We start from the raw sequence: 18387 nt of genomic DNA, 5'->3' as shown, positions 1-18387 counted from the left end.
TCCTTGAGATCAACGATCGAATTGTCAAGGGCCGGATTGAGCCGGGCCTACGGCCATCGCTCAGGCCTTCCCGCGAGCCGCCCGGGCCGTCCTCGTCCGCGACGCGACGGTCCCGGCGCCCGAAGCGGCCGGAGTGCTCGGGATGAGCTTGCCGTTCACGAACTTGTAGAAGGTGCCGGTCGGCGGCGTGTAGTGGGTCGTGCGGTAGTCGCCCTTGCCCTTGTAGATCGTGTACCCAGGGTGACCCTGCCCGGCGAAGATCTCAGTGGTGGTGGCGGTCGGCCTGAACTTCACCCGACCCACAGCACCGACCAACTGGTTGTCCCCGGTGCCGCCGATCAGGGTGTTCTTGCCGAACCAGCCGTGTTCCCTGGTCGGGCCGGCCCCCGCCTGCAAGACGTTGGTGCCGCCGTGGCCGCCATCCATGGTCACGGGGATCTGCGAGTTGACGCTCGAGTTCACCGTGATCGTGTCGCTGGCCTTGGCCCCGAAGATCACGATGCGGTCGACGCTCGAGTCGAGCGGTTGTGTGGCGTCGATCGTTCCGTTGATCGTCACGGAGATCGTGTTGTTGCCCTGGGTGCTCGCGTTGGTCGTCTCGCTGATCACGATGTTGTTCGTACCCTTGTCGGTACGGGGCGTCGGCGTGATCACGAGGACGTTGTCGATCATCCGCACCGAGCCGGTCGTGGCCAAGGCATTGGTGATCGTCACGGTCGAGGCCGCGCTCGAGAGCACCGTGTTACCAAGATTGTCGGTGACCTGGTACTGGAGCGAATCGGTCCCGGTCGAGTTGGACTTCGGGGTGTACGTGAACGTCCCGGTCGACGGGTTGAAGTCCGAGATCGTCCCATTCGTCGGTTGCGAGAGTAGCGTGTAGGTCAGCCCCTTCGAAATCCCCGGCGAGGCGCTCGTGCCGAGGAGCTGAATCTTCGTGGGCGTACCGGCCTGGGCCGAGGCCGTCACCGGTGAGGCGATCGGCGCCAGGGCGACCTGCGTCGTCGAGGACGTGACCGTCAACTGGACCCGGTGGTAGTCATAGTTCGACGGCGAGTCCAGCGAGGTGGTCCCCGCGCGGTTCGTCTGGTCCCTCACGCCGACGATCAGGCTGATCGTGCCCGTGAATCCGGCGGTCGGGACGACGGTCACGACGCCCGTCTTCTGGTCGACGGTCGCCGACTTCACGTTCTGGACCGAGGTGAACGTGGGCTGGCCGGTCGTGCTGTCGGTCGAGATCCCGCCCTGGACCGTGTAGGTGAGCTGGTCGCCCGGGGTCGCCGCGTACCCTTGGATCTGGAAGATGTCCGACTGGTTCTGCGAGACCGTCTGCTGGTAGACGACCTGCGGCTGGCTGCCGGTCGGATTGATGACGGTCGTCGGGTACGGCAACTGCTGGAGGTAGGGCTTCTCGACGACGGCGGTGCCGGTCGAGTTATTGTTGGCGATGACCGAGACCGGGAAGCTCTGGACGGCCTTGGTGTTATCGGTCGGGTCGGTCGCGGTGACGGTGATCGTCGCCTTCTCGCCGGCCGTGGCCTTGGTGGCGTCGATGTGCAGGACGCCGTTGGCGTTGGTCGTGCTGAGCGTCGGGACGAAGTTCACCGGGCTCAGGGGCTTGTTGTTCGAGTCGACGGCCACCTTCGACATCTGGGGGAGGATGCCGTTCGGATCCGCGACGAGCTGGGCGAAGATCGTGTAGCCGAAATCCAAAGATCGATAGGAATTGATATTCCAGTTATTCGAGCTCGTGATGAAGAACTGCGTGTCGTTCGAGTCCGGACCGGAGTTGGCCATGGCCAACTGCCCCTGCCCCGTGAAGGCGAGCTGGGGGTTGAACTCGTCGACGAACGGAGTCCCCGGCTGATTGCTGTTGCCCGAGGTCGTCCCGGTGACCGAGCCGCCCTGGAAGATGTAGTCGGACGTCGTCGGGAACGAGTTGGCGATCCGGTTGAAGGTGCCCGCCGTCGAGCTGTTATAGAAGCCCGAGGTGATGAGCGACTCAATCTCCGCGACCGTGTTCGGGGTCAAGTCGGAGAAGAGCTGGAACGTGAGCGTCCCCGCGAAGGAGACGTCCGTCGTGCTGGTCGACGACGCGGTGTGATTCACCTGGAGCGTCAGGAACTTCCCCTGAGCCACGGACACCTTGATGTCCGGGTTGCTCGAGGCCACCTGGAATGTCTGGTTGTTGCTGGTATCGCCGCTGCCGTTGAGCGGCTGTTGGAAGCCCAGGGTCGTGGGTACGCTGACCGGACCAATGGGCGCGAGGGAGGCAGTCAGCAACTCTCGCCCTTCTAGCGCCTCAACTCGGGGGTGTCGGCCCCTTCGTGGCGACCTGCGATTCGTCCTGTCCCACGCGCGGTCCAACATCACAAAACCTCCTCGACCTCGATCGACCGATCCTGACCAGACGCGCACGCCTGGCGCTTTTAGGGTCGATGTTTCTTCTCAAGGAATCGGCTGTAACGATCCCCCGGCTTGAGGCGCGAGGAAGAAGAATGGCGAAATCCCGGGTCCGTAACGAGAAGACGCTTGGCAAGATCGTCGGGCCCTTGCCTTAAACTCCATCGCGGACGGGCCGTTCCGTCGGCGGGGGTGAGGGCTCGTAGAATCGTTTCGAAATGTAAAGGGGCGAGCCGAGAACCCTCGGCCCGCCCCTTCATTCTCAATTTCGATGACTTACGGGAGCCCAAAGCCTCCGTCGTCCGCGATCAGGGATTCGCCTTGCGGAGCGTGAAGGTGAAGGACGAGAGGCCGTCTTCGGTCTGGATGCTGTATCCGCCACCCTGCGAGAGGTACTTGGCGAACACGGAGAAGTCCGGCAGCTTGTCCTTGTTCAGGACCTCGAACAGGCGGGCGAGGTCCGGCGCACCGGCGGCCGCGGCGCCCTGGAGGGCGTTCTGGAAGTTGCCGCTCTTGATCATGTCGTAGGAGAGCTTGGCCTGCTCCTCCGGCTTGACATAGTTGAGCGTGCTGACGGCCTTAGGGATCTCCTTGGCCACGGCCTGGAACGAGGGGCTGTCGGCCAGCGACTGACCGCCGCCGCGAAGCACCTGTTCAAGCAGCGTCGGCTCGAGAGAGAGGAAGAGCGTGTCCTTGGCGATCGCCACGCTGATGGGGCCCTTCAACTGCCCGACGTTCGGCGCACCCGGCTGGTTCGGGATTTCCGGGAGGTCGAAGTCATAGATCTTCGTCCCCTGGAAGTCGCGCGTCTTCGGCGCGGCACCCGAGAGCTCGATGAGCTTGCTGAGGGTGCTGGTGAAGGCCTTGGTATCCTCGAGGGCGACGCCCACGAGCATGCGCTGATTCTCCTCCTTGATCGGCTTCTTGAAGTCGCTGATCAGGGTGATGCGGTCGCCGAGGGGCCCGAAGAGATCCTTCTGGAAGCTCAGGGCCGGGCCGCCGTTGGGGCCGACGAGCTGCTGCTCGACGACGTCGAGCATGCCGGGCTGGATCGTGTTGGCCAGGTCATTGATCGCCGTGAAGGCGGCGTCGAGGTCCCAGCTGAACGACTGGTAGCTCGCGACGGTGGCGGGGACCCAGGCCTCGGGGCGGAGGCTGACCGGGGGGAGCTTGAAGATCTTCAGGAGGCCCTGGGCCGGACCCGAGGTCAGGACCACGGTCTTGGAGATGCTGTCGAAGCTGCCGCTGTTGAGCACGAACGAACCGGCGGCGGCCTTGAGGCCCTTGAGCCCGGTCGTCTGGACGATCAGCTCGGTCTGTTGGGCCTGGTTCGCGTCACCCTTGGAGGGGCGGGCCTGGAGGACCAGATTCAAAACCTTCGAGAGATCGATGAACCAGGTGACCTGGCCGTCGGGGCCGAGCTTCTTCAGGGTCTTGTCGTACGACTCGTTGGCGGCCAGCGAGTTGTCGCGGCCCGAGGTGTTGGCGAGCAGGTCCTTGACGGCATCCACATCGCTGCCGATGTAGAAGACGGTGCCCTGCTGCGTCCAGACCACCGGCGGCTCGGGGGTGTCGTCGTCCTTCGCGTCTTCCTTCTTCTCCCGCTTGGGAGGCTGGATGACGTGGAGGGTCGTCCCCTTGAAGTCGGACGTGGAAAGCTTGGCGCCGCTCTCTTCGCCCTGCTTGGTCGCCTTGCCCAGCACGTCGGCCATGGTGTTGGCGTTCTTGCCGGCGTCGGCGCTGATGAGCACCGAGATCGGCAGCTTGGGGTCGTCCTTGCGGACGAGCGCAATCGTGACCGGCCCCTGCGGGAGCTCAAGCAGTTCCTGGTAAGTGACGCCGACCCGCTTCTTGAGCGAGGTCCCGGCGTCGCTGAGGCGGGTCTTCAGATCGTCACGCCAGTCCTTCAGGGCGGGGTCGTTCCAGAGCTGACCGAACTGGGTCGAGCGGAACGCTTCGCGAAGCGCGGCGGCGTTATTCACCTTCAGGAAGCCGAAGGTCGAATCGGGGAGCGATTTCTCCGGGGGTGCAACGGTCTGTCCTTGGACCGCCACGAGCGACATACCAGCCAGGCCAAGCCAGCCGGCGAGGGCGAGGCGGAGGGCCGCCCGCTTCGGGGTACGCATTGCTGAAGACTCCCTTACCACGCGTCGAACACCACCCCCCGGCTCACCGGCGGAGGGAACTTACCGACTCGCTCATCGCGGACAGCATCGTTGAATCTCAACGACGTTGCGCGTGCGAGAGCGGTTCGTCACTTTACCCATCAACTCGACCGAGACGTAGCCCGCGGTGACAGGCGCAGCCTCGAATCTCCGCGAGGTCATCAACCCTTTGCTTTCGGGGAAAGCACTTCGTGACTCGCCGACTCCTTCTCTTTCTCCTTCTCCTTGCCCTTATCTCCGGAGATCTCGGCCTCGGGAGGCTTCCCCGCGCGGAGGCGCCGGGGAGGGTCAAGGTAGCGGTAGCCGGTGTTCGGGTTTTCCTTGTCGAAGGAGAAGGCTTCCCGGTTCTGGAGGAATTCCTTGACGGAATTGATCGGGATCGCGAAACCCAGGTTATCCCCCTGGGTGGCCTTCATGTTGGTCACGCCGATCACCTCCCCCTTCAGGTTGAAGAGGGGACCGCCGGAGTTACCCGGGTTGATGGCCGCATCGGTCTGGAGGAAGATCTGACCCTCGAAGTTGCGGTTCCGGGTGCTGAGAATCCCCTGCGAGACGCTCCGCTCAAGCCCGAGCGGATTGCCGATGGCGAAGACGCCGTCCCCCGCATTCAGGTCGTCGAGGCTACCCAGGACGACGTGGCTGAGTTTCAAATCCTTCTGGGGCGGCAGCTTCAACAGGGCGAGATCGACGAAAGGATTCAGCGCGACGATCTCGACGTTGTCGATCCGACGACGGGCCAGGCCGCTCGGGACGTTCTGATAGAGGACCACCGCGATCCGGGTCTCCCCCTGGATCACGTGGTTGTTCGTAACAGCATATCCTTGATCGTTGAGCAGGAAGCCCGACCCCTTCCCCGAGGGCGTCTCGATGGAGATGACGGCCTCCCCATATTTGGAGACGAGCTCCTTCACGGGCGCAGGACGCAGGGAACCGCTGGAATACAACCCGGTCGGGTCGATTTCCACGGGCTTGGTCGAGCTGGACGCGACGGTGCGCTCCGCCCCGGGCTTGCCCCGGTGGACGACCTGATCGCGGGGGATCCTCAGGATATCGAATCCGAGGTCGACGTAGATCGCCTGAGACTTCTCGGCGATCACCTCACCCGTCACCTGATGGCCGTCCTTCAGGCCGATGACCTCGGTTTCTCCCAACGCCAGGTTCGATGTTAGGATCAAAGTCAGCGTGACAACGACCGCGTGGACCCAGCGCATTATCCGATGTCCCTTCCTTTCAGCGAGGCGGAGACTCAAGTTTCGCTCTCCCGGATCGTTTCAGAGCATTGTAAGAATCCTTCTCCGCGTTTCAACCCGATCCTCCGGCATCATTTTCCTTCCCGGCAAGCCTTTACAACAACGACTCATCGCGAAGGTTACCCAAAGCTCCCCAATTAGCACCTGCAGAACACTTTCCCTTGACGCAATTGGCTTTGGGGAGCAAAATACAAAGACCTCCACGAACCTTCCTCTCGCAAATATTGTGCTCGTATTGTCTTTCCTCACTCCACCTCGACGTTGGGGAGAATGGTTTGTGTTCACCTCATCGATTCGGCTGATCGTCTCGGGTTGGCTCGTCCTCGCGGGAACTGCGGCCTGGTCTCAGGCGCAACCAGCAGAAGGAGACGCCAAGGAGACGCCGAAGGCCAACGAAGCCGCGTCGGACGAACCGTTGCCGGCTCTGAAGCCGATCCCCGATGAAACGTTGGTACCGACCCTGCCCACGACCCCGGTCCGCAGGGGCGCGAGCCGGTACAACCATCAGATGGTGGACGCCTCATTGCTCCCGCGCGACAAGGCGGGGATCTGGGTTCTCGACTTCACGTTCAAGCCCGTCAGGCTCATCACCGTGGACATCCCCGGGAAGGGTCGGAAGACGTTCCATTATCTTTATTACCGCGTCATCAACCACACGGGACAACCCCGCCGGTTCGTGCCGCAGTTCAGCCTCGTGACCGACACGGGCAAGAGGTATGAAGACACGGTCTTACCCCAAGGCGTGAAGAACATCGAGGCCCGCGAGGATCCGAGCATCCACCTGCTTGGCGCGGTGGATATCATGGGCGTGATTCCGCCAAGCAAGAAGGAAGGCATCGACGACGCCGTCTACGGCGTGGCCATCTGGGATGCCGTCGATCCCCACGCAGACAGGTTCAGCATCTATGTCCGGGGCCTCTCCGACGGCCAGCAGGCCCTCGCGACCCCCGACGGCAAGGAAACGATCCGCTATAAGACCCTGAGGATCGACTTCATCCGTCGAGGCGACGATCGCAACCTCAACGAGAAGGAAATCCAGCTTTTCGATCCCCCCTACGAATGGCTCTACTGGTGAGCGCGTGACTTCTCATCGTGGGGAATAATAAAAAAGCCTGGCTGGGCGGTGATCAAACCGGCCCTTCCAGGCTTTTTTTCGTTAGATCGCACGATTCAACGCTGGACGTTGATTCAACCCTGGACGTAAGGGATGGGATCCGTCAGGCCAAGCTTGGCGAAGGCTTGCAAACGGAGTTGGCAGGCGTCGCAATGGCCGCAGGACGTGCCATCGGGCGTCGGATCGTAGCATGAGTGGGTCATGCCGTAGTCGATGCCCAGTTCGCGGCCCCTGCTGATAATTTGCTCCTTGGTCAGCAGGAGCAGCGGGGCGTGAATCGTGAACCGACCGGTCCCTTCAACGCCGGCCTTGGTGGCCAGGTTGGCCAGGTTTTCGAAGGCTCGCAGGTATTCAGGGCGACAGTCGGGATACCCCGAGTAATCGACGCAGTTGACGCCGACGAAAATGTCGAAGGCACCGAGCGTCTCGGCCCAGGCCAGAGCCAGCGAGAGGAAGACGGTGTTGCGGGCGGGGACGTACGTGATCGGGATCCCCGTGGCCATCGACTCGTCGCTGCGGTCCTTGGGGACCTCCAGATCCGAGGTCAGGGCACTCCCCCCGAAGGCACGGAGGTCGATCTGCTGCTCGACGTGCTTCGCGACCGACATCGTGCGGGCAACTCGCCTGGCAGCTTCGAGTTCGGCGAGATGCCTCTGGCCGTAGAGGATCGTCAGGGCATACGGCGTGAACCCGGCCGCGATCGCCTCGGCGAGCACGGTCGTCGAGTCGAGCCCTCCGCTGAGCAGGACGACGGCTTTCTTCGGTTCGCTCGACATCGACGAGGACTCTCCGATCACATGAAGCAGGGCAGGAACGACCATTATCTTGCCCCTCGCTCCCCCGTCGACGCAAGCGTGACGGTCGAGGATGCGCTGACGATCCGGGCGACAATGCATGTCGAGACGAAGTTCCCTTGTCGACGGCAGGTCGCCCGTTGTAACATAGTCCCTTTGGTCAAGCATGACCGAGACGCGGAATGCCCTCAGAAGCGGCTTTCGCTTCGGTTCCGGAAACGAGACGAAGGACGCAAGAGCTATGGCTCACAAGAAAGGTCAAGGCTCGAGCCGCAACGGGCGCGACTCGAATCCCAAGATGCTTGGGATCAAGCTTTACGGCGGTCAGACCGCTCGCCCCGGCAGCATCATCTGCCGCCAGAACGGCAGCCGCTGGCACGCCGGCAAGAATGTCGCTTTCGGCAGGAATTGGACCATCTACTCGCTGATCGACGGCCGTGTTCTGTTCGACCAGGGCGGACGCCGCATCAATGTCATCCCGCTTGAAGCCGCCGCGGCTCAGGCCTGATTTTTCCTTCCATTTCCTCCTGCGCAGAGATGGGGCCGGGGATGTTTGTAGACCGCGTCACCATTTTTGTCCGGGCGGGTGATGGAGGCAACGGTTGCGTCAGCTTCAGGCGCGAGAAGTACGTGCCTAAAGGCGGACCCAACGGCGGCGATGGGGGCGATGGTGGTAGCGTGATCTTACGCGCGACCGAAGGTCTCACGAACCTCGCCCACCTGTCGTTTCAACGTCACTGGAAAGCCGAGCGCGGCGAACATGGCCAGGGTTCGGATTGCACCGGTCGTGGCGCACCCGACATGGTCATCGAAGTCCCGCCCGGCACCATTATCCGCGACCGCGATCGCGGCCACCTCCTTCGCGACCTCAAAGCCGCTGGAGATTGGGTCGTCGTCGCCAAGGGCGGGGCGGGCGGGCACGGCAACACCTTCTTCAAATCGAGCACCAATCGTGCTCCACGCCAGCACGAGGCGGGAGGTACCGGCGAGGAACGTTGGATCACCCTCGAGATGAAGGTGATCGCCGACGTCGGCCTCGTCGGCCTGCCCAACGCGGGCAAGTCCACCCTGCTCTCTCGAATCTCGCGGGCCCACCCCGAAATTGCCGACTATCCATTCACGACCAAGTATCCCAATCTTGGCACAGTTCGAGGCGGTGAAGACGGGTCGTTCGTGGTCGCCGATATCCCGGGCTTGATCGAAGGCGCCCACGCCGGTCATGGCCTCGGTCACGAATTCCTGCGGCACGTCGAGCGGACTCGAGTCCTCGTCCACCTGATCGAGGCCGTCCCCATCGACGGCTCGGACCCGGTGGCGAACTACCGGACCATCCGCCAGGAACTCGAGCATTACAGCCCGGCGCTGGCGAATCGCCCCGAGCTGCTCGTCGTGACCAAGATGGATCTCACCGGGGCCGCCGAATCCCGAGACCGGATCCGGCAGGAGCTGGGCCGAGATGTACTCGCCATCTCGGGCGTGACGGGACAAGGGATCCCCCAGCTCATCCATCGCGTCACCGCGTTGCTCGAAGAGAATCCCATCACCACGGAAACCGCCGTCGCGGGTTCCAAGGGTTCTTGATCTCGTGCTTCGCATCGTCGCCGACCTCGGCAACTCTCGGCTCAAGTGGGGCAGGCTCGACGCCGCGTGCAACGTCGTCGAGTCCGCGACGCTCCCCCTCAACGACCCTCGTTCCTGGGCGTCGACGTGGTCGAGCTGGAATCCCTCAAACGACCCGGCCCGGTGGTACATCTCCTCGGTGAACCCACCGGTGGCCGAGGTGCTCGGGAATTCCCTGACGTCGTTCGGCCGGATGGAGCTTCGCTGGTTCCGATCGGCGGCCGAAGTCCCGGTCAAGCACGCGCTGGAGCACCCGCAGATCACCGGTGCCGATCGGGCCCTGGCCGTCTCGGCGGCCGTGGCGCAGAACCCGGATCCGCCGGGCATCATCGTCTCGTGCGGGACCGCCATCACGGTGGAACGCGTCGATGAAACCGGAACCTGGCAAGGCGGCGCCATCGCCCCTGGTCTGGGACTCGCGGCGCGGGCCCTCCATCTGCAGACGGCCCAGTTGCCGCTGGTCGTCCCCCGAGAAGCACCACCGGCCTGGGGAGCCTCGACGCTGCCTGCGCTCGAGGCCGGGATCTTCTGGGGCGTCGTCGGGGCAGTCCGAGAGCTCTTGACGCACCAGGCGGCCTCGTTCAAATCGCTTCCATGGCTGGTCTGGACGGGGGGAGATGCCGCGACCCTGGCACCGGCAATCACCTGGCCATCGTCGTCCGTCGTCCCCGACCTCGTGCTACAAGGGCTGGCTCGGATCATGGCGTCGGACGACCTCAAGGGTTGAGCCTACGCTCCTCGAGGTTACCCGGCCCAGGGCTCGGAAAATCACCATGAGCGAGTCGAATCGGGCGAAGGTCTGCGTCCTGACTGGTGAGGGGCGAGGCGCCATCTCGGTCATCAAGGCCTGGGGTGAAGATGCCGTCGAGCTCACCAACTCGGTCTTCCGCCCCCTCGTCGGGGGTGGGCTCAAGGAGACGCCCGTCAACCGCCCCCGATTCGGCCGGATCGGCGCCGGATTGGGGGACGAGGTCGTCGTCGTCCGGGTCCATGAGGCTCCCGACGAGATCGAGGTCCATTGCCACGGCGGCCATGCCGCGCGCGGGATCGTGCTGGCGGCTTTCCTCGCCGCAGGTGCCGAGGAACGCCGACCCGTGGCTTGGGTGAAATCGTCCGCCCCTTCGAGAATCCAGGCCGAGGCGGAAGTCGACCTGATGCAGGCGACGACCGTCAGGACGGCCGAGATCCTCCTGGAACAGTCTCGGGGCAAGCTCGAAGAGGAAATCGCTCGGATCGCCTCGCTGATCCGTCAAGACCATGAACTCGGCAAGTCGGCACTCGACTCCCTGATCGTCCGCGGTGCGCAGGTCGGGCTTCGCCTGATCCATGGCTGGCGAGTCTCTCTCGCCGGCAGGCCCAACGTCGGCAAGAGTCGGCTCCTCAATCGCCTCGCGGGCTACGATCGAGCGATCGTCGACCCAACCCCGGGAACCACCCGCGACGTCGTGACATTTCGGACAGCCTTCGATGGCTGGCCCGTCGAGCTTTCCGACACGGCCGGGATTCGAGAGGCAGGCGACGTCATCGAACGATCCGGGATCGAGCTATCGCGTGCTCAGCACCAGGAGTCTGACCTCGCGATCGTCGTGCTCGACCTCTCTCGGCCCTTGGCCGACGCGGATCGCGACCTCATCGACCAGCAGGATCAGCCGATCATCGTGGCCAATAAGTGTGACCTGCCCCACGACTGGTCACCACCGCCTGGTTGCATCGCGATCTCGGCCGAGCGCGGTGACGGAATCGAGCAACTTGTGGCACACATCGTCACTCGGCTGGTGCCGAACGCCCCATCCCCCGGGGCGGCCATACCGTTTCGTCGGATCCATCTCCAGGTCTTGAGCGAAGCCCAACTCCTACTCTACCGCGATGAAGGGCAGGAGGCCGCACGGCGACTCGAAACCTTGCTCCGGCCGTCGTGATGAGGCCGAGCCAGGTCAACCATACCTGGATTTAACGGCTCGAAGGAGAACTCGCAGGCGCATCCGGGACTTGCTGGAGGTCGGCGCCGGCTCGGAGGGCCGGGCTCTCAGAGGCGAGTTCGACGTCGCTTCGGGTCAGGGTCCAGGGCTCACGCTCCGGCTCCCACTTCCGGGCAAACTTGACGTCGTCGTGGATCGGCGAGGCTTCCTTGGTGCCGACCGCCACCATCCACGAGGGGCGGTCATAAATGTTCGGGATCGAGCCGACCTGCGAGGATTGGTCGCGGCGATAGGCGTTGATCTCGTGATAGGCCACGCCGTGCCCCTCCCATTTGATCCGGTCCCTGAGGGCGGCAAGGGTCCCCTGTCCGTCGACGCGGAAGAGCGGAGCCCCCTGCGGAGTCGTGGCCAGGATCGAGTCGCGGACGCGAACGTCAGCCACGGGCAATTCCGGCTCCTCGGGGGCACTCTCGAGCAGGACGAGTCCACCGGCCACCTTGGCCGTTACCTGGCTCAGCGTCAACTTCATCGTCTCGGGGGCTTGGTCGCGTGGAGAGCCGTGTGCGTGAAGCAGGCTGCCTCCCAGGGCGATGACGGCGTCCGCCAATTCCAGGTCGAGCCGCCTGCCGGGATAGACATCCGCGAGGTCTCCACCCCCTCGGATCAACGAATCCGAGAGCTTCACGAGGGCGGCGGAGGATTCCAGACCTTGCTTCTCCTCCCGACCCGGCTCCAGGCTGGAGATCACGATCAAGGCAGATTGAGCGTCACGGCCTTCGATCGTCACGGTGCAATCCGATAAGTTCAGGTCGGCCCCCGACCAGACGGCGAACGCCCCCCAGCGCCCCTGTCGGGGCGCATCGGCCTGGGACAAAACGAGGTCGATACCCTCGAGTTGAAGGACACCCGAGCGGAGCTCGATCCAGACCGACCACGCCGTGGGCATCTTGGGATCGGTCGGGGGAGGACGGAATCGGATTCGAGGTCGCTTCGAGCCTGGTTCGGCACGGACCACACGCCTGATGCCGCCGTCGAGTACCTGGCCGGGCAGCTCCCAGTCGGCATCGGCCGCGATGCGCAAGACTCCGTGATGGGGGTCGGTCTGCTTGAGGGCGTTCAGGAACTGCTCGGCCGTCCGCAAGACCTCAGGGTCGACTTGCGAATCAGTCGTCCTCGCCGCCAGGTTCTCGCTGCCCTGCCCCTGGGCCTTATCATTGACGGGGCTTGAGGCCGTCGGCTCGAAGGCTTCCTGGGGATCCATCGGAGGCATCACGGGCATTTCCGGCATCTTCGCCACGTCATTCGCCTTAGCGATCGCGGTGTCGCTGGTAGGCTGCGGCGGCGTGATAACAGGACTCGTCGCCACCTCGCGGGAAGCGGGAGAACCTCGCTCGGCCGGGATCGAAGTCGAGGGCGGGTTCTCGCGTTGCGCCAGCGTCGACTTGGCGACCGAAGAGTCATGAGAGATCAAGGTGCCGAAGGGCCCCTGCCTTGCCCCCAGGTCTCGAGTCTTCGGTAGCAACGAGGCAAGATGGAACGCCCTCGAAGGATTCTCCTCGGCCTGGGCCAGGTAGAGTTGTGGATCCGCCTCTTCCCAAACGCGCGTCGGCACATAGCTAGAGCCGCTCTCGCGAGCCGTAGCCGGCGAATCGGACCAGGCCGACCAGCCTCGGATGGGCTCGCGTTGCGACTGACTTCCGATCGGCTGGAGGAAGGTCGAGATCCGTGAATATAGGTTGGCGCGACCTCGCCACTCAAGGTCGTCGGGCGAGTCGCAGGCCAGGAGCGTGCCGGATGCCGTGTCGCGGATCGGGGCGAAGACCGAGTCTTCCGCCCGGACACGCAAGGCCGTGCCTTCGACACGCAGGATTCCCCCTTCACTGGCGAAAGCGCTGACGTGGCGGAGCCAGAGGTCGGCCGGGACAAGCGAGTCGGCCTTCGGGTTGTCGAACCAGATGGCGGGCTCGGCAACCCCGAACGTGCAGTCCCGGAGCGAGACCTCGGCCGCGCCCTGGGCATGGATCCCCACCTGACCGCCGCCATCGAAGTGGCAGGCATCGGCCTGAGTCGCGGGCGCCCGGTTCTCCGTCCCGGTCACGCGGACCTGGACCGCCGAGACGCGATCGGATCGACCGCGGCCGGCGGGCCAGCGGAAGACGCAGCGCCTCAAGGTCAGCTCGGTGTCCTCGGTGCGGATCGAGGCCCAGCTATCGCCGCGATCCGGCGGCTCCGCGGCGAACTCCAGGCCTTCGATCATGATGTGGCCCCCCTGGAAGTCGAGCAAGGCCGGCGGGGGCTTCCCGGCGAGTCCGGGCTCGCGCGAGAACGTCAGGACGGGATGCACGCCGGCATCCGCCTTCAGGACCAAGTCTCGCTGTACGAGACGCGTCAGGGCTCTCGAACTTCGGTTCCTGCCGATTTCATAGGGCCCGTCGTCGCTCAGTACGACGACCGACCGCGGCGGGAGCTCGGCGAGGACCGCCAGGAGATCCTCGGTCGAATCGACCATCCGCTCGCGAGGGGCCGAGGAGCGAGTCTGACCGGTCTGAGTCTTAGTGACGACGGGCGCGGGGGGCGTGGTCACTGCCAGATTCGCCCCGCCAGGTTCCGCGACCTTGCCGGTCGGGCTCGCGACCGGCGTCGCGGCCTTCGCATAATTCTCGGGGATGAAGGGCCGCCCACGTTGCGAGTCCGTATCCTGACCGACCCAGACCAGGCCGGCCACGACGAGGGCCAGCGCGAGCGTCGGAACGCCCCAGACCAGGTGCCGCTCCCAGGTCGGGGTGTGAGACGCCGCCATCCAGGTCAGGCCCTCGGGGCTGACCGAACGCAGGCCCAACGCCCCGGCGACGGTCAAGAGGTCCCGGACGAGTTGCTCGGGGGTCTGATACCGGCGATCCGGGTCCTTGGCCATGAGCTTGACCAGGATGTTCGCCAGGTCCGTCGGGACCGCCGGATTCAAGGAGCGCACGTCGGGGGGCGTGTCTTCCTGATGCTGGAGGAGCTTCTGCAGCACCGTCCCCTCGGGGAACGGGGGGCGTCCCGTCAGCATATGAAAGAGCGTGCATCCGAGCGAATAAAGGTCGCTCCTCACGTCGACGTCCCGGGGATCCCTCGCCTGCTCGGGGCTGATGTAGTCGAAGGTGCCCAGCGTCATGCCGCTCTGGGTGAGCCCGTCATCGCTCCCTCGCTCGAAACTTCGGGCCAGCCCCATGTCGACGAGCTTGGCCCGCCCGTGGGGGGTCACGATGATGTTCGAGGGCTTGATGTCGCGATGGACGACGCCCCGTTCCGCCGCGTGGACGAGAGCACCGGCGATCTGGAGCGTGAAATTGATCGCCTCGTCGATCGGCAGCGGGCCGTTACGTTCCACGCGCTGGCGGATCGTAGTCCCCTCGATGTATTCGAAGGCGATGAAATGATACTTCTGATCGTGGTCGATCGTGTAGACGCGGGCGATGTTCTCGTGATCGAGTCGAGCCGCCGCGCGCCCTTCTTGGTAGAAGCGCTGGACGACTTCGGGGTCGATCGCCTGCTCAGGAGGCAGGATCTTCAGGGCGACGTGACGATCCAGGCGTGTGTCAAGCGCCCGGAAGACCGCCCCCATGCCCCCGGCCCCGATCGCCTCCTCGAGTTCGAAAGATTCGATTCGGTCTCCGGCCACGGGAAGTGGCACGGAAGTCGTGCCCAGGACCGCCCTCGATTTGCGTGCGGAGGAGCCGCTGCGAACTGTGGGAGAGTCGTCGACCCTCGAGTCCCGGCCACCCGCTTGCGCACCGCCCCGGTGTGAATCCGAAGATTCGGGGTGTTGAGGACGGAGGGTAGGGTCCGGCTCCAGCATCGGGCAGGTCTCTCGTAGTAGGGGACCGATTTCCCCGGAGCACATCCATGAACACGCTGAATGCGTGGACGACGCGATAAGAAAGGTGCATGCAATCGCGTCGAGTCCGCTCAACTATAGGTGATCGCGATCTTCGCTGTCAACCGACCGGAGGAACTCGGTGGATACCAATCGCGGTATCATCCGCAGGCTCTTGGAGATCGGCGGCGATTTCCAGGAGCCATTTATTTCATCGGAGCCGACCCGATACCGAACATATCCCGACGACCTCGCGTCGGGACGGCTACAGCATCCTTCATGGATGGTCGCAAGTCAAACTCGAGACACCTCGCCGCTCAAGAAACCCCGGCGATGGGCTCGAGTGTCCCCGACTTTAGATGATCGGCATAACGCTCGAGCGGTTGCCGGCTCAGGTAACGCCAGAACCAGATCCCCCAGACGAACAGAGCGACGCTGATGTTCTGCGAGATCGTCAGACCCGCGAAGTAAGCCCCCTCATCGTTGCGAAGATACTCGATGAGGAACCGGGTGATCGGATAAGTCACCATGAGCATGGCCATGACCTCCCCGTCTCGCTTCCGCAAGGGGAAGTAGGCAGACAGGAGTGCCACCAATAGGAAACCATCGATGGCCGAGTAAAGTTGCGTGGGATGTACCGGGAGCGAGCGAGCGGCCGTGGACGGGATCATGCCCAGGATTTCCTGAGACCGCCACGGCGGGGACTCCCTCGGGAACGACACGGCGATCGGGAGGTCGCACTGGTCGCCATAGCAGCAGCCATTCAGAAAGCATCCGATCCGCCCCAGCGCGATTCCCAGGGCCAGGGATGGGGCGACCACATCGAGATATGGGCGGAGCGGGAACGGGCGCACGAACCGGTAGGCGAAGAAGGCGGCGGTGCCTCCCATGATGCTCCCGTAGAGGACGATCCCCCCTTCCCAGATCCGGAAGATGTCCCCGATCGATCGGACGCGATCGCCCCAGTACTGGATCACGTAAAAGAGCCTCGCCCCGACCAGGCCGCCGACGAAGACCCAGAGGGCCAGGTCCTTGAGCAACTCCGGATCAAGCTTCTCCTTCGCGGCACGCCAGGACGCAAGGTACGTCGAGCCGAGGAAGGCGAAGAACAGCATCATCCCGTAGCCGAAGATTTTGATCCCGCCTAGGATCGGGATTGTGAACAGGACCTGCTGCATACTTCCTCCCTGAGCGAGCGGTCGGCCGACTGGCTTAGACGCGAATGGGTCCCGGAATGGGGGGATATTCGATGTGCTCGACGATCCGGTTATGGGTATCGAGCGCGACGACCAATGGCTGGTGTCCGGCGACTTCGTCCTGATCGAATTCGGCGAACGCCATGATGATGACGCGGTCGCCGACGGCACCGATCCTCGCCATGGCGCCATTGAGTTCGATCTGACCCTGCCCGCGGACCCCGGGCAAGATATAGGTTTCAGCTCGGGAGCCGGTCGCCACGTTGCTGACCAGGATCGCCTCGTAAGGTAGGAAACCCACGGCGTCCATCAAGTCGGGATCGATCGTGAGACTTCCATGATAGTGGAGGTCGCTCCGCGTCACCGTGGCGAGATGGAGCTTACTTTTGAGAACTTTGAGCCTCATCCCGCATCATTCCGCCAAGACGAGATTGTCGATCAAACGGGTCGACCCCACCCTAACCGCGAGGAGTGCCACGACCCTACGGCCGGGTTCCCAGTCGCCGAGCGGCTCGAGCGTATCCGCGTCGGCCACCTCGGCGTAGTCCAGGTTCGCCAGCCTCTCGCATTCTATCGTTTCCCGCAAAATCTGTCGAACCCGGTCCCCTTGCCTCAATCCCGCATGCACGGCATCGCGAGCCGAGAACAATGCCCGGCTAAGGACCGTCGCCGCGGCTCTCTGTTCGGGCGAGAGATATCGGTTTCGGCTGCTCATTGCCAGCCCATCGGCTTCTCGGACTGTGGGCACAACGCGGACAGCCACGCGGACGTTCAGGTCCTCGACCATCCTGCGGATGACGAGTTGCTGCTGATAGTCCTTCGCCCCGAAGTGGGCGACGTCCGGCTGGACGATCGTGAAAAGCTTGAGGACGACCGTCGCGACCCCTCGGAAATGGCCGGGGCGGCTCGCCCCTTCGAGCATGTCCGAGATCCCCGCCACCTCGACGTGGGTCGCCGAGAACCCCCTAGGATACATCGTCGAGGCCGATGGTGCGAAGATGAGGTCGGCCCCGGCCTTCTCGCAGCCCGCGACGTCGGCCTCGAGCGTACGAGGGTAGCGCGTGAAGTCCTCCGAAGGGCCGAACTGAGTCGGATTCACGAAGATGGAGACGACGACGAATTCTGCCTCCTCGCGACAGGCCTCGACCAGCTGCAGGTGGCCCTCGTGGAGTGCCCCCATCGTCGGGACGAGTCCCACGCGTTTCCCGGCCTTGCGAGCCTCGTCGCAGGCTTCGCGGACGGCTTCGATCGATTCGACGACGCGTAACAAGCGAGACCTTTCCTTAGCCCTTCGGCCGGCGATGGGGGCAGTCGGGGTTGTTCAAGCAAGAGTCGGCGATCAGGAGGTCGTTGAGGATCTCTCCCCCCACCAGGGTCTTCTTGACGATCCGGGAGACGTCCTTCACCGTCACATTGCCGTACCAGACCCCTTGGGGGTAGATGACGACGACCGGGCCGTGCTCGCACTGATCGAGGCAGCCGGCCTGGTTGGCCCGGGCCATCTGGCCGAACCCCGCCGACTTGAGTTCCTTCTTGAAGGCATCTCGGAGGTCCTGGTTCTCTTGCGGGTCGCAAGAGCCCCTGGGATGCCCCTGCTTGCGAGCATTACCGCAGATGAAGATATGATGAGTAAACGCCGGCATGATGTCCCTCGTCCTGGCGTGTCTGAAGGGCAGGCGAGGACGCTCGATGCCCTGCCGAAGCCCCTCAATCGTGCGTACCGACCGGCATTGCGGTCAAGTCCACATGGGGATCGTGACCTCCCGCGACGCCCTGGACCGCCATCATTCGAAAAAATGGCGAAAAGAACCAGGGCGCATTTCGCGAGGCCCTGGCTATACTCGTGAAGATGGCTGTGCGGCGGCAGGTGTCCTCCTCGACGACATCGAGGCGTCGAGCCCGACTGGCGTCCACGCTTCCGGGCGCACTTCCTCTTCGGTCTCGTCTCATGGAACTCGAACGTCGTGCGGATTCGCGAGGGACCGGTCGGCCCCTCGGCGGGCGACCACGTCCGCGACCGGGAGAGACCACGAGCGTCGATCCTTCGCGGCTCCCGCCGATCGACTCACT

The 18387-nt window shown here is 64.0% G+C and carries 14 protein-coding genes; 5 read left to right on the top strand and 9 right to left on the bottom strand.

Translation table 11 applies throughout. From position 1 onward, the window contains the following. Positions 1-60 precede the first annotated feature (60 nt). The 3 genes from ACOYYX_RS14820 to ACOYYX_RS14810 all read right to left on the bottom strand — a co-directional run bounded on the left by ACOYYX_RS14820 (position 61) and on the right by ACOYYX_RS14810 (position 5776). Complete coding sequence (locus ACOYYX_RS14820; protein WP_422930681.1) at positions 61-2280, bottom strand: peptidylprolyl isomerase; 2220 nt, start codon at positions 2278-2280, stop codon at positions 61-63. 428 nt (positions 2281-2708) lie between these two features. After that, positions 2709-4526: a hypothetical protein gene (locus ACOYYX_RS14815; RefSeq protein ID WP_422930680.1), complete on the bottom strand. Its 1818-nt coding sequence runs from the start codon at positions 4524-4526 to the stop codon at positions 2709-2711. A gap of 200 nt (positions 4527-4726) precedes the next feature. Continuing rightward, a complete protein-coding gene (locus tag ACOYYX_RS14810; protein ID WP_422930679.1) occupies positions 4727-5776 on the bottom strand; it encodes a S1C family serine protease in 1050 nt (349 codons plus the stop codon). 316 nt (positions 5777-6092) lie between these two features. Here ACOYYX_RS14810 and ACOYYX_RS14805 point away from each other — a divergent pair, with 316 nt between their 5' ends. Beyond that, positions 6093-6890, top strand: coding sequence for a hypothetical protein (locus tag ACOYYX_RS14805; protein ID WP_422930678.1), 798 nt, complete (start codon positions 6093-6095; stop codon positions 6888-6890). 113 nt (positions 6891-7003) lie between these two features. On the opposite strand, the gene queC is transcribed toward ACOYYX_RS14805, so the two are convergent. Beyond that, on the bottom strand, positions 7004-7705 hold the full coding sequence (gene queC / locus ACOYYX_RS14800; RefSeq protein ID WP_422930677.1) for a 7-cyano-7-deazaguanine synthase QueC: 702 nt from the start codon (positions 7703-7705) through the stop codon (positions 7004-7006). A 259-nt stretch (positions 7706-7964) separates the two neighbouring features. Here queC and rpmA point away from each other — a divergent pair, with 259 nt between their 5' ends. Genes rpmA through ACOYYX_RS14780 form a run of 4 tightly spaced genes read left to right on the top strand, consistent with a single transcriptional unit; the run spans position 7965 to position 11262 of the window. After that, on the top strand, positions 7965-8231 hold the full coding sequence (gene rpmA / locus ACOYYX_RS14795) for a 50S ribosomal protein L27 (protein WP_422930676.1): 267 nt from the start codon (positions 7965-7967) through the stop codon (positions 8229-8231). A 29-nt stretch (positions 8232-8260) separates the two neighbouring features. Next, positions 8261-9304, top strand: coding sequence for a GTPase ObgE (gene obgE, locus ACOYYX_RS14790; protein WP_422930675.1), 1044 nt, complete (start codon positions 8261-8263; stop codon positions 9302-9304). Positions 9305-9308: 4 nt separating this feature from the next. Continuing rightward, on the top strand, positions 9309-10070 hold the full coding sequence (locus ACOYYX_RS14785) for a type III pantothenate kinase (RefSeq protein ID WP_422930674.1): 762 nt from the start codon (positions 9309-9311) through the stop codon (positions 10068-10070). Positions 10071-10116: 46 nt separating this feature from the next. After that, positions 10117-11262, top strand: a complete 1146-nt coding sequence (locus ACOYYX_RS14780; RefSeq protein ID WP_422930673.1) for a GTPase — start codon at positions 10117-10119, stop codon at positions 11260-11262. A 31-nt stretch (positions 11263-11293) separates the two neighbouring features. On the opposite strand, the gene ACOYYX_RS14775 is transcribed toward ACOYYX_RS14780, so the two are convergent. From ACOYYX_RS14775 to ACOYYX_RS14755, 5 genes are all read right to left on the bottom strand, one after another. Then, positions 11294-14926, bottom strand: coding sequence for a serine/threonine-protein kinase (locus ACOYYX_RS14775; RefSeq protein ID WP_422930672.1), 3633 nt, complete (start codon positions 14924-14926; stop codon positions 11294-11296). A 512-nt stretch (positions 14927-15438) separates the two neighbouring features. Next, positions 15439-16299: a prolipoprotein diacylglyceryl transferase gene (gene lgt / locus ACOYYX_RS14770; protein ID WP_422930671.1), complete on the bottom strand. Its 861-nt coding sequence runs from the start codon at positions 16297-16299 to the stop codon at positions 15439-15441. A 34-nt stretch (positions 16300-16333) separates the two neighbouring features. Then, positions 16334-16723 (bottom strand): aspartate 1-decarboxylase, encoded by a 390-nt coding sequence (gene panD, locus ACOYYX_RS14765; RefSeq protein ID WP_422930670.1) that lies wholly within the window; start codon positions 16721-16723, stop codon positions 16334-16336. 6 nt (positions 16724-16729) lie between these two features. After that, the gene (gene panC / locus ACOYYX_RS14760; protein ID WP_422930669.1) at positions 16730-17587 is read right to left on the bottom strand and encodes a pantoate--beta-alanine ligase; all 858 of its coding nucleotides are present in this window, start codon (positions 17585-17587) and stop codon (positions 16730-16732) included. A 13-nt stretch (positions 17588-17600) separates the two neighbouring features. Then, entirely contained in the window at positions 17601-17960 is a 360-nt protein-coding gene (locus ACOYYX_RS14755) for a (2Fe-2S) ferredoxin domain-containing protein (RefSeq protein WP_422930668.1), read from the bottom strand. Between the last annotated feature and the right edge of the window lie 427 nt (positions 17961-18387).

The sequence above is a fragment of the Singulisphaera chitinilytica genome (assembly GCF_049331405.1).
Lineage (GTDB): Bacteria > Planctomycetota > Planctomycetia > Isosphaerales > Isosphaeraceae > PoT.
This window is presented reverse-complemented; position numbering and strand designations above follow the sequence as displayed.

Coding starts and splice junctions, on each gene's coding strand:
- ACOYYX_RS14815 (WP_422930680.1), bottom strand. CDS start 4,526: ATGCGTACCCCGAAGCGGGCGGCCCTCCGCCTCGCCCTCGCCGGCTGG.
- ACOYYX_RS14810 (WP_422930679.1), bottom strand. CDS start 5,776: ATGCGCTGGGTCCACGCGGTCGTTGTCACGCTGACTTTGATCCTAACA.
- queC (WP_422930677.1), bottom strand. CDS start 7,705: ATGTCGAGCGAACCGAAGAAAGCCGTCGTCCTGCTCAGCGGAGGGCTC.
- rpmA (WP_422930676.1), top strand. CDS start 7,965: ATGGCTCACAAGAAAGGTCAAGGCTCGAGCCGCAACGGGCGCGACTCG.
- obgE (WP_422930675.1), top strand. CDS start 8,261: ATGGGGCCGGGGATGTTTGTAGACCGCGTCACCATTTTTGTCCGGGCG.
- ACOYYX_RS14780 (WP_422930673.1), top strand. CDS start 10,117: ATGAGCGAGTCGAATCGGGCGAAGGTCTGCGTCCTGACTGGTGAGGGG.
- lgt (WP_422930671.1), bottom strand. CDS start 16,299: ATGCAGCAGGTCCTGTTCACAATCCCGATCCTAGGCGGGATCAAAATC.
- panD (WP_422930670.1), bottom strand. CDS start 16,723: ATGAGGCTCAAAGTTCTCAAAAGTAAGCTCCATCTCGCCACGGTGACG.
- ACOYYX_RS14755 (WP_422930668.1), bottom strand. CDS start 17,960: ATGCCGGCGTTTACTCATCATATCTTCATCTGCGGTAATGCTCGCAAG.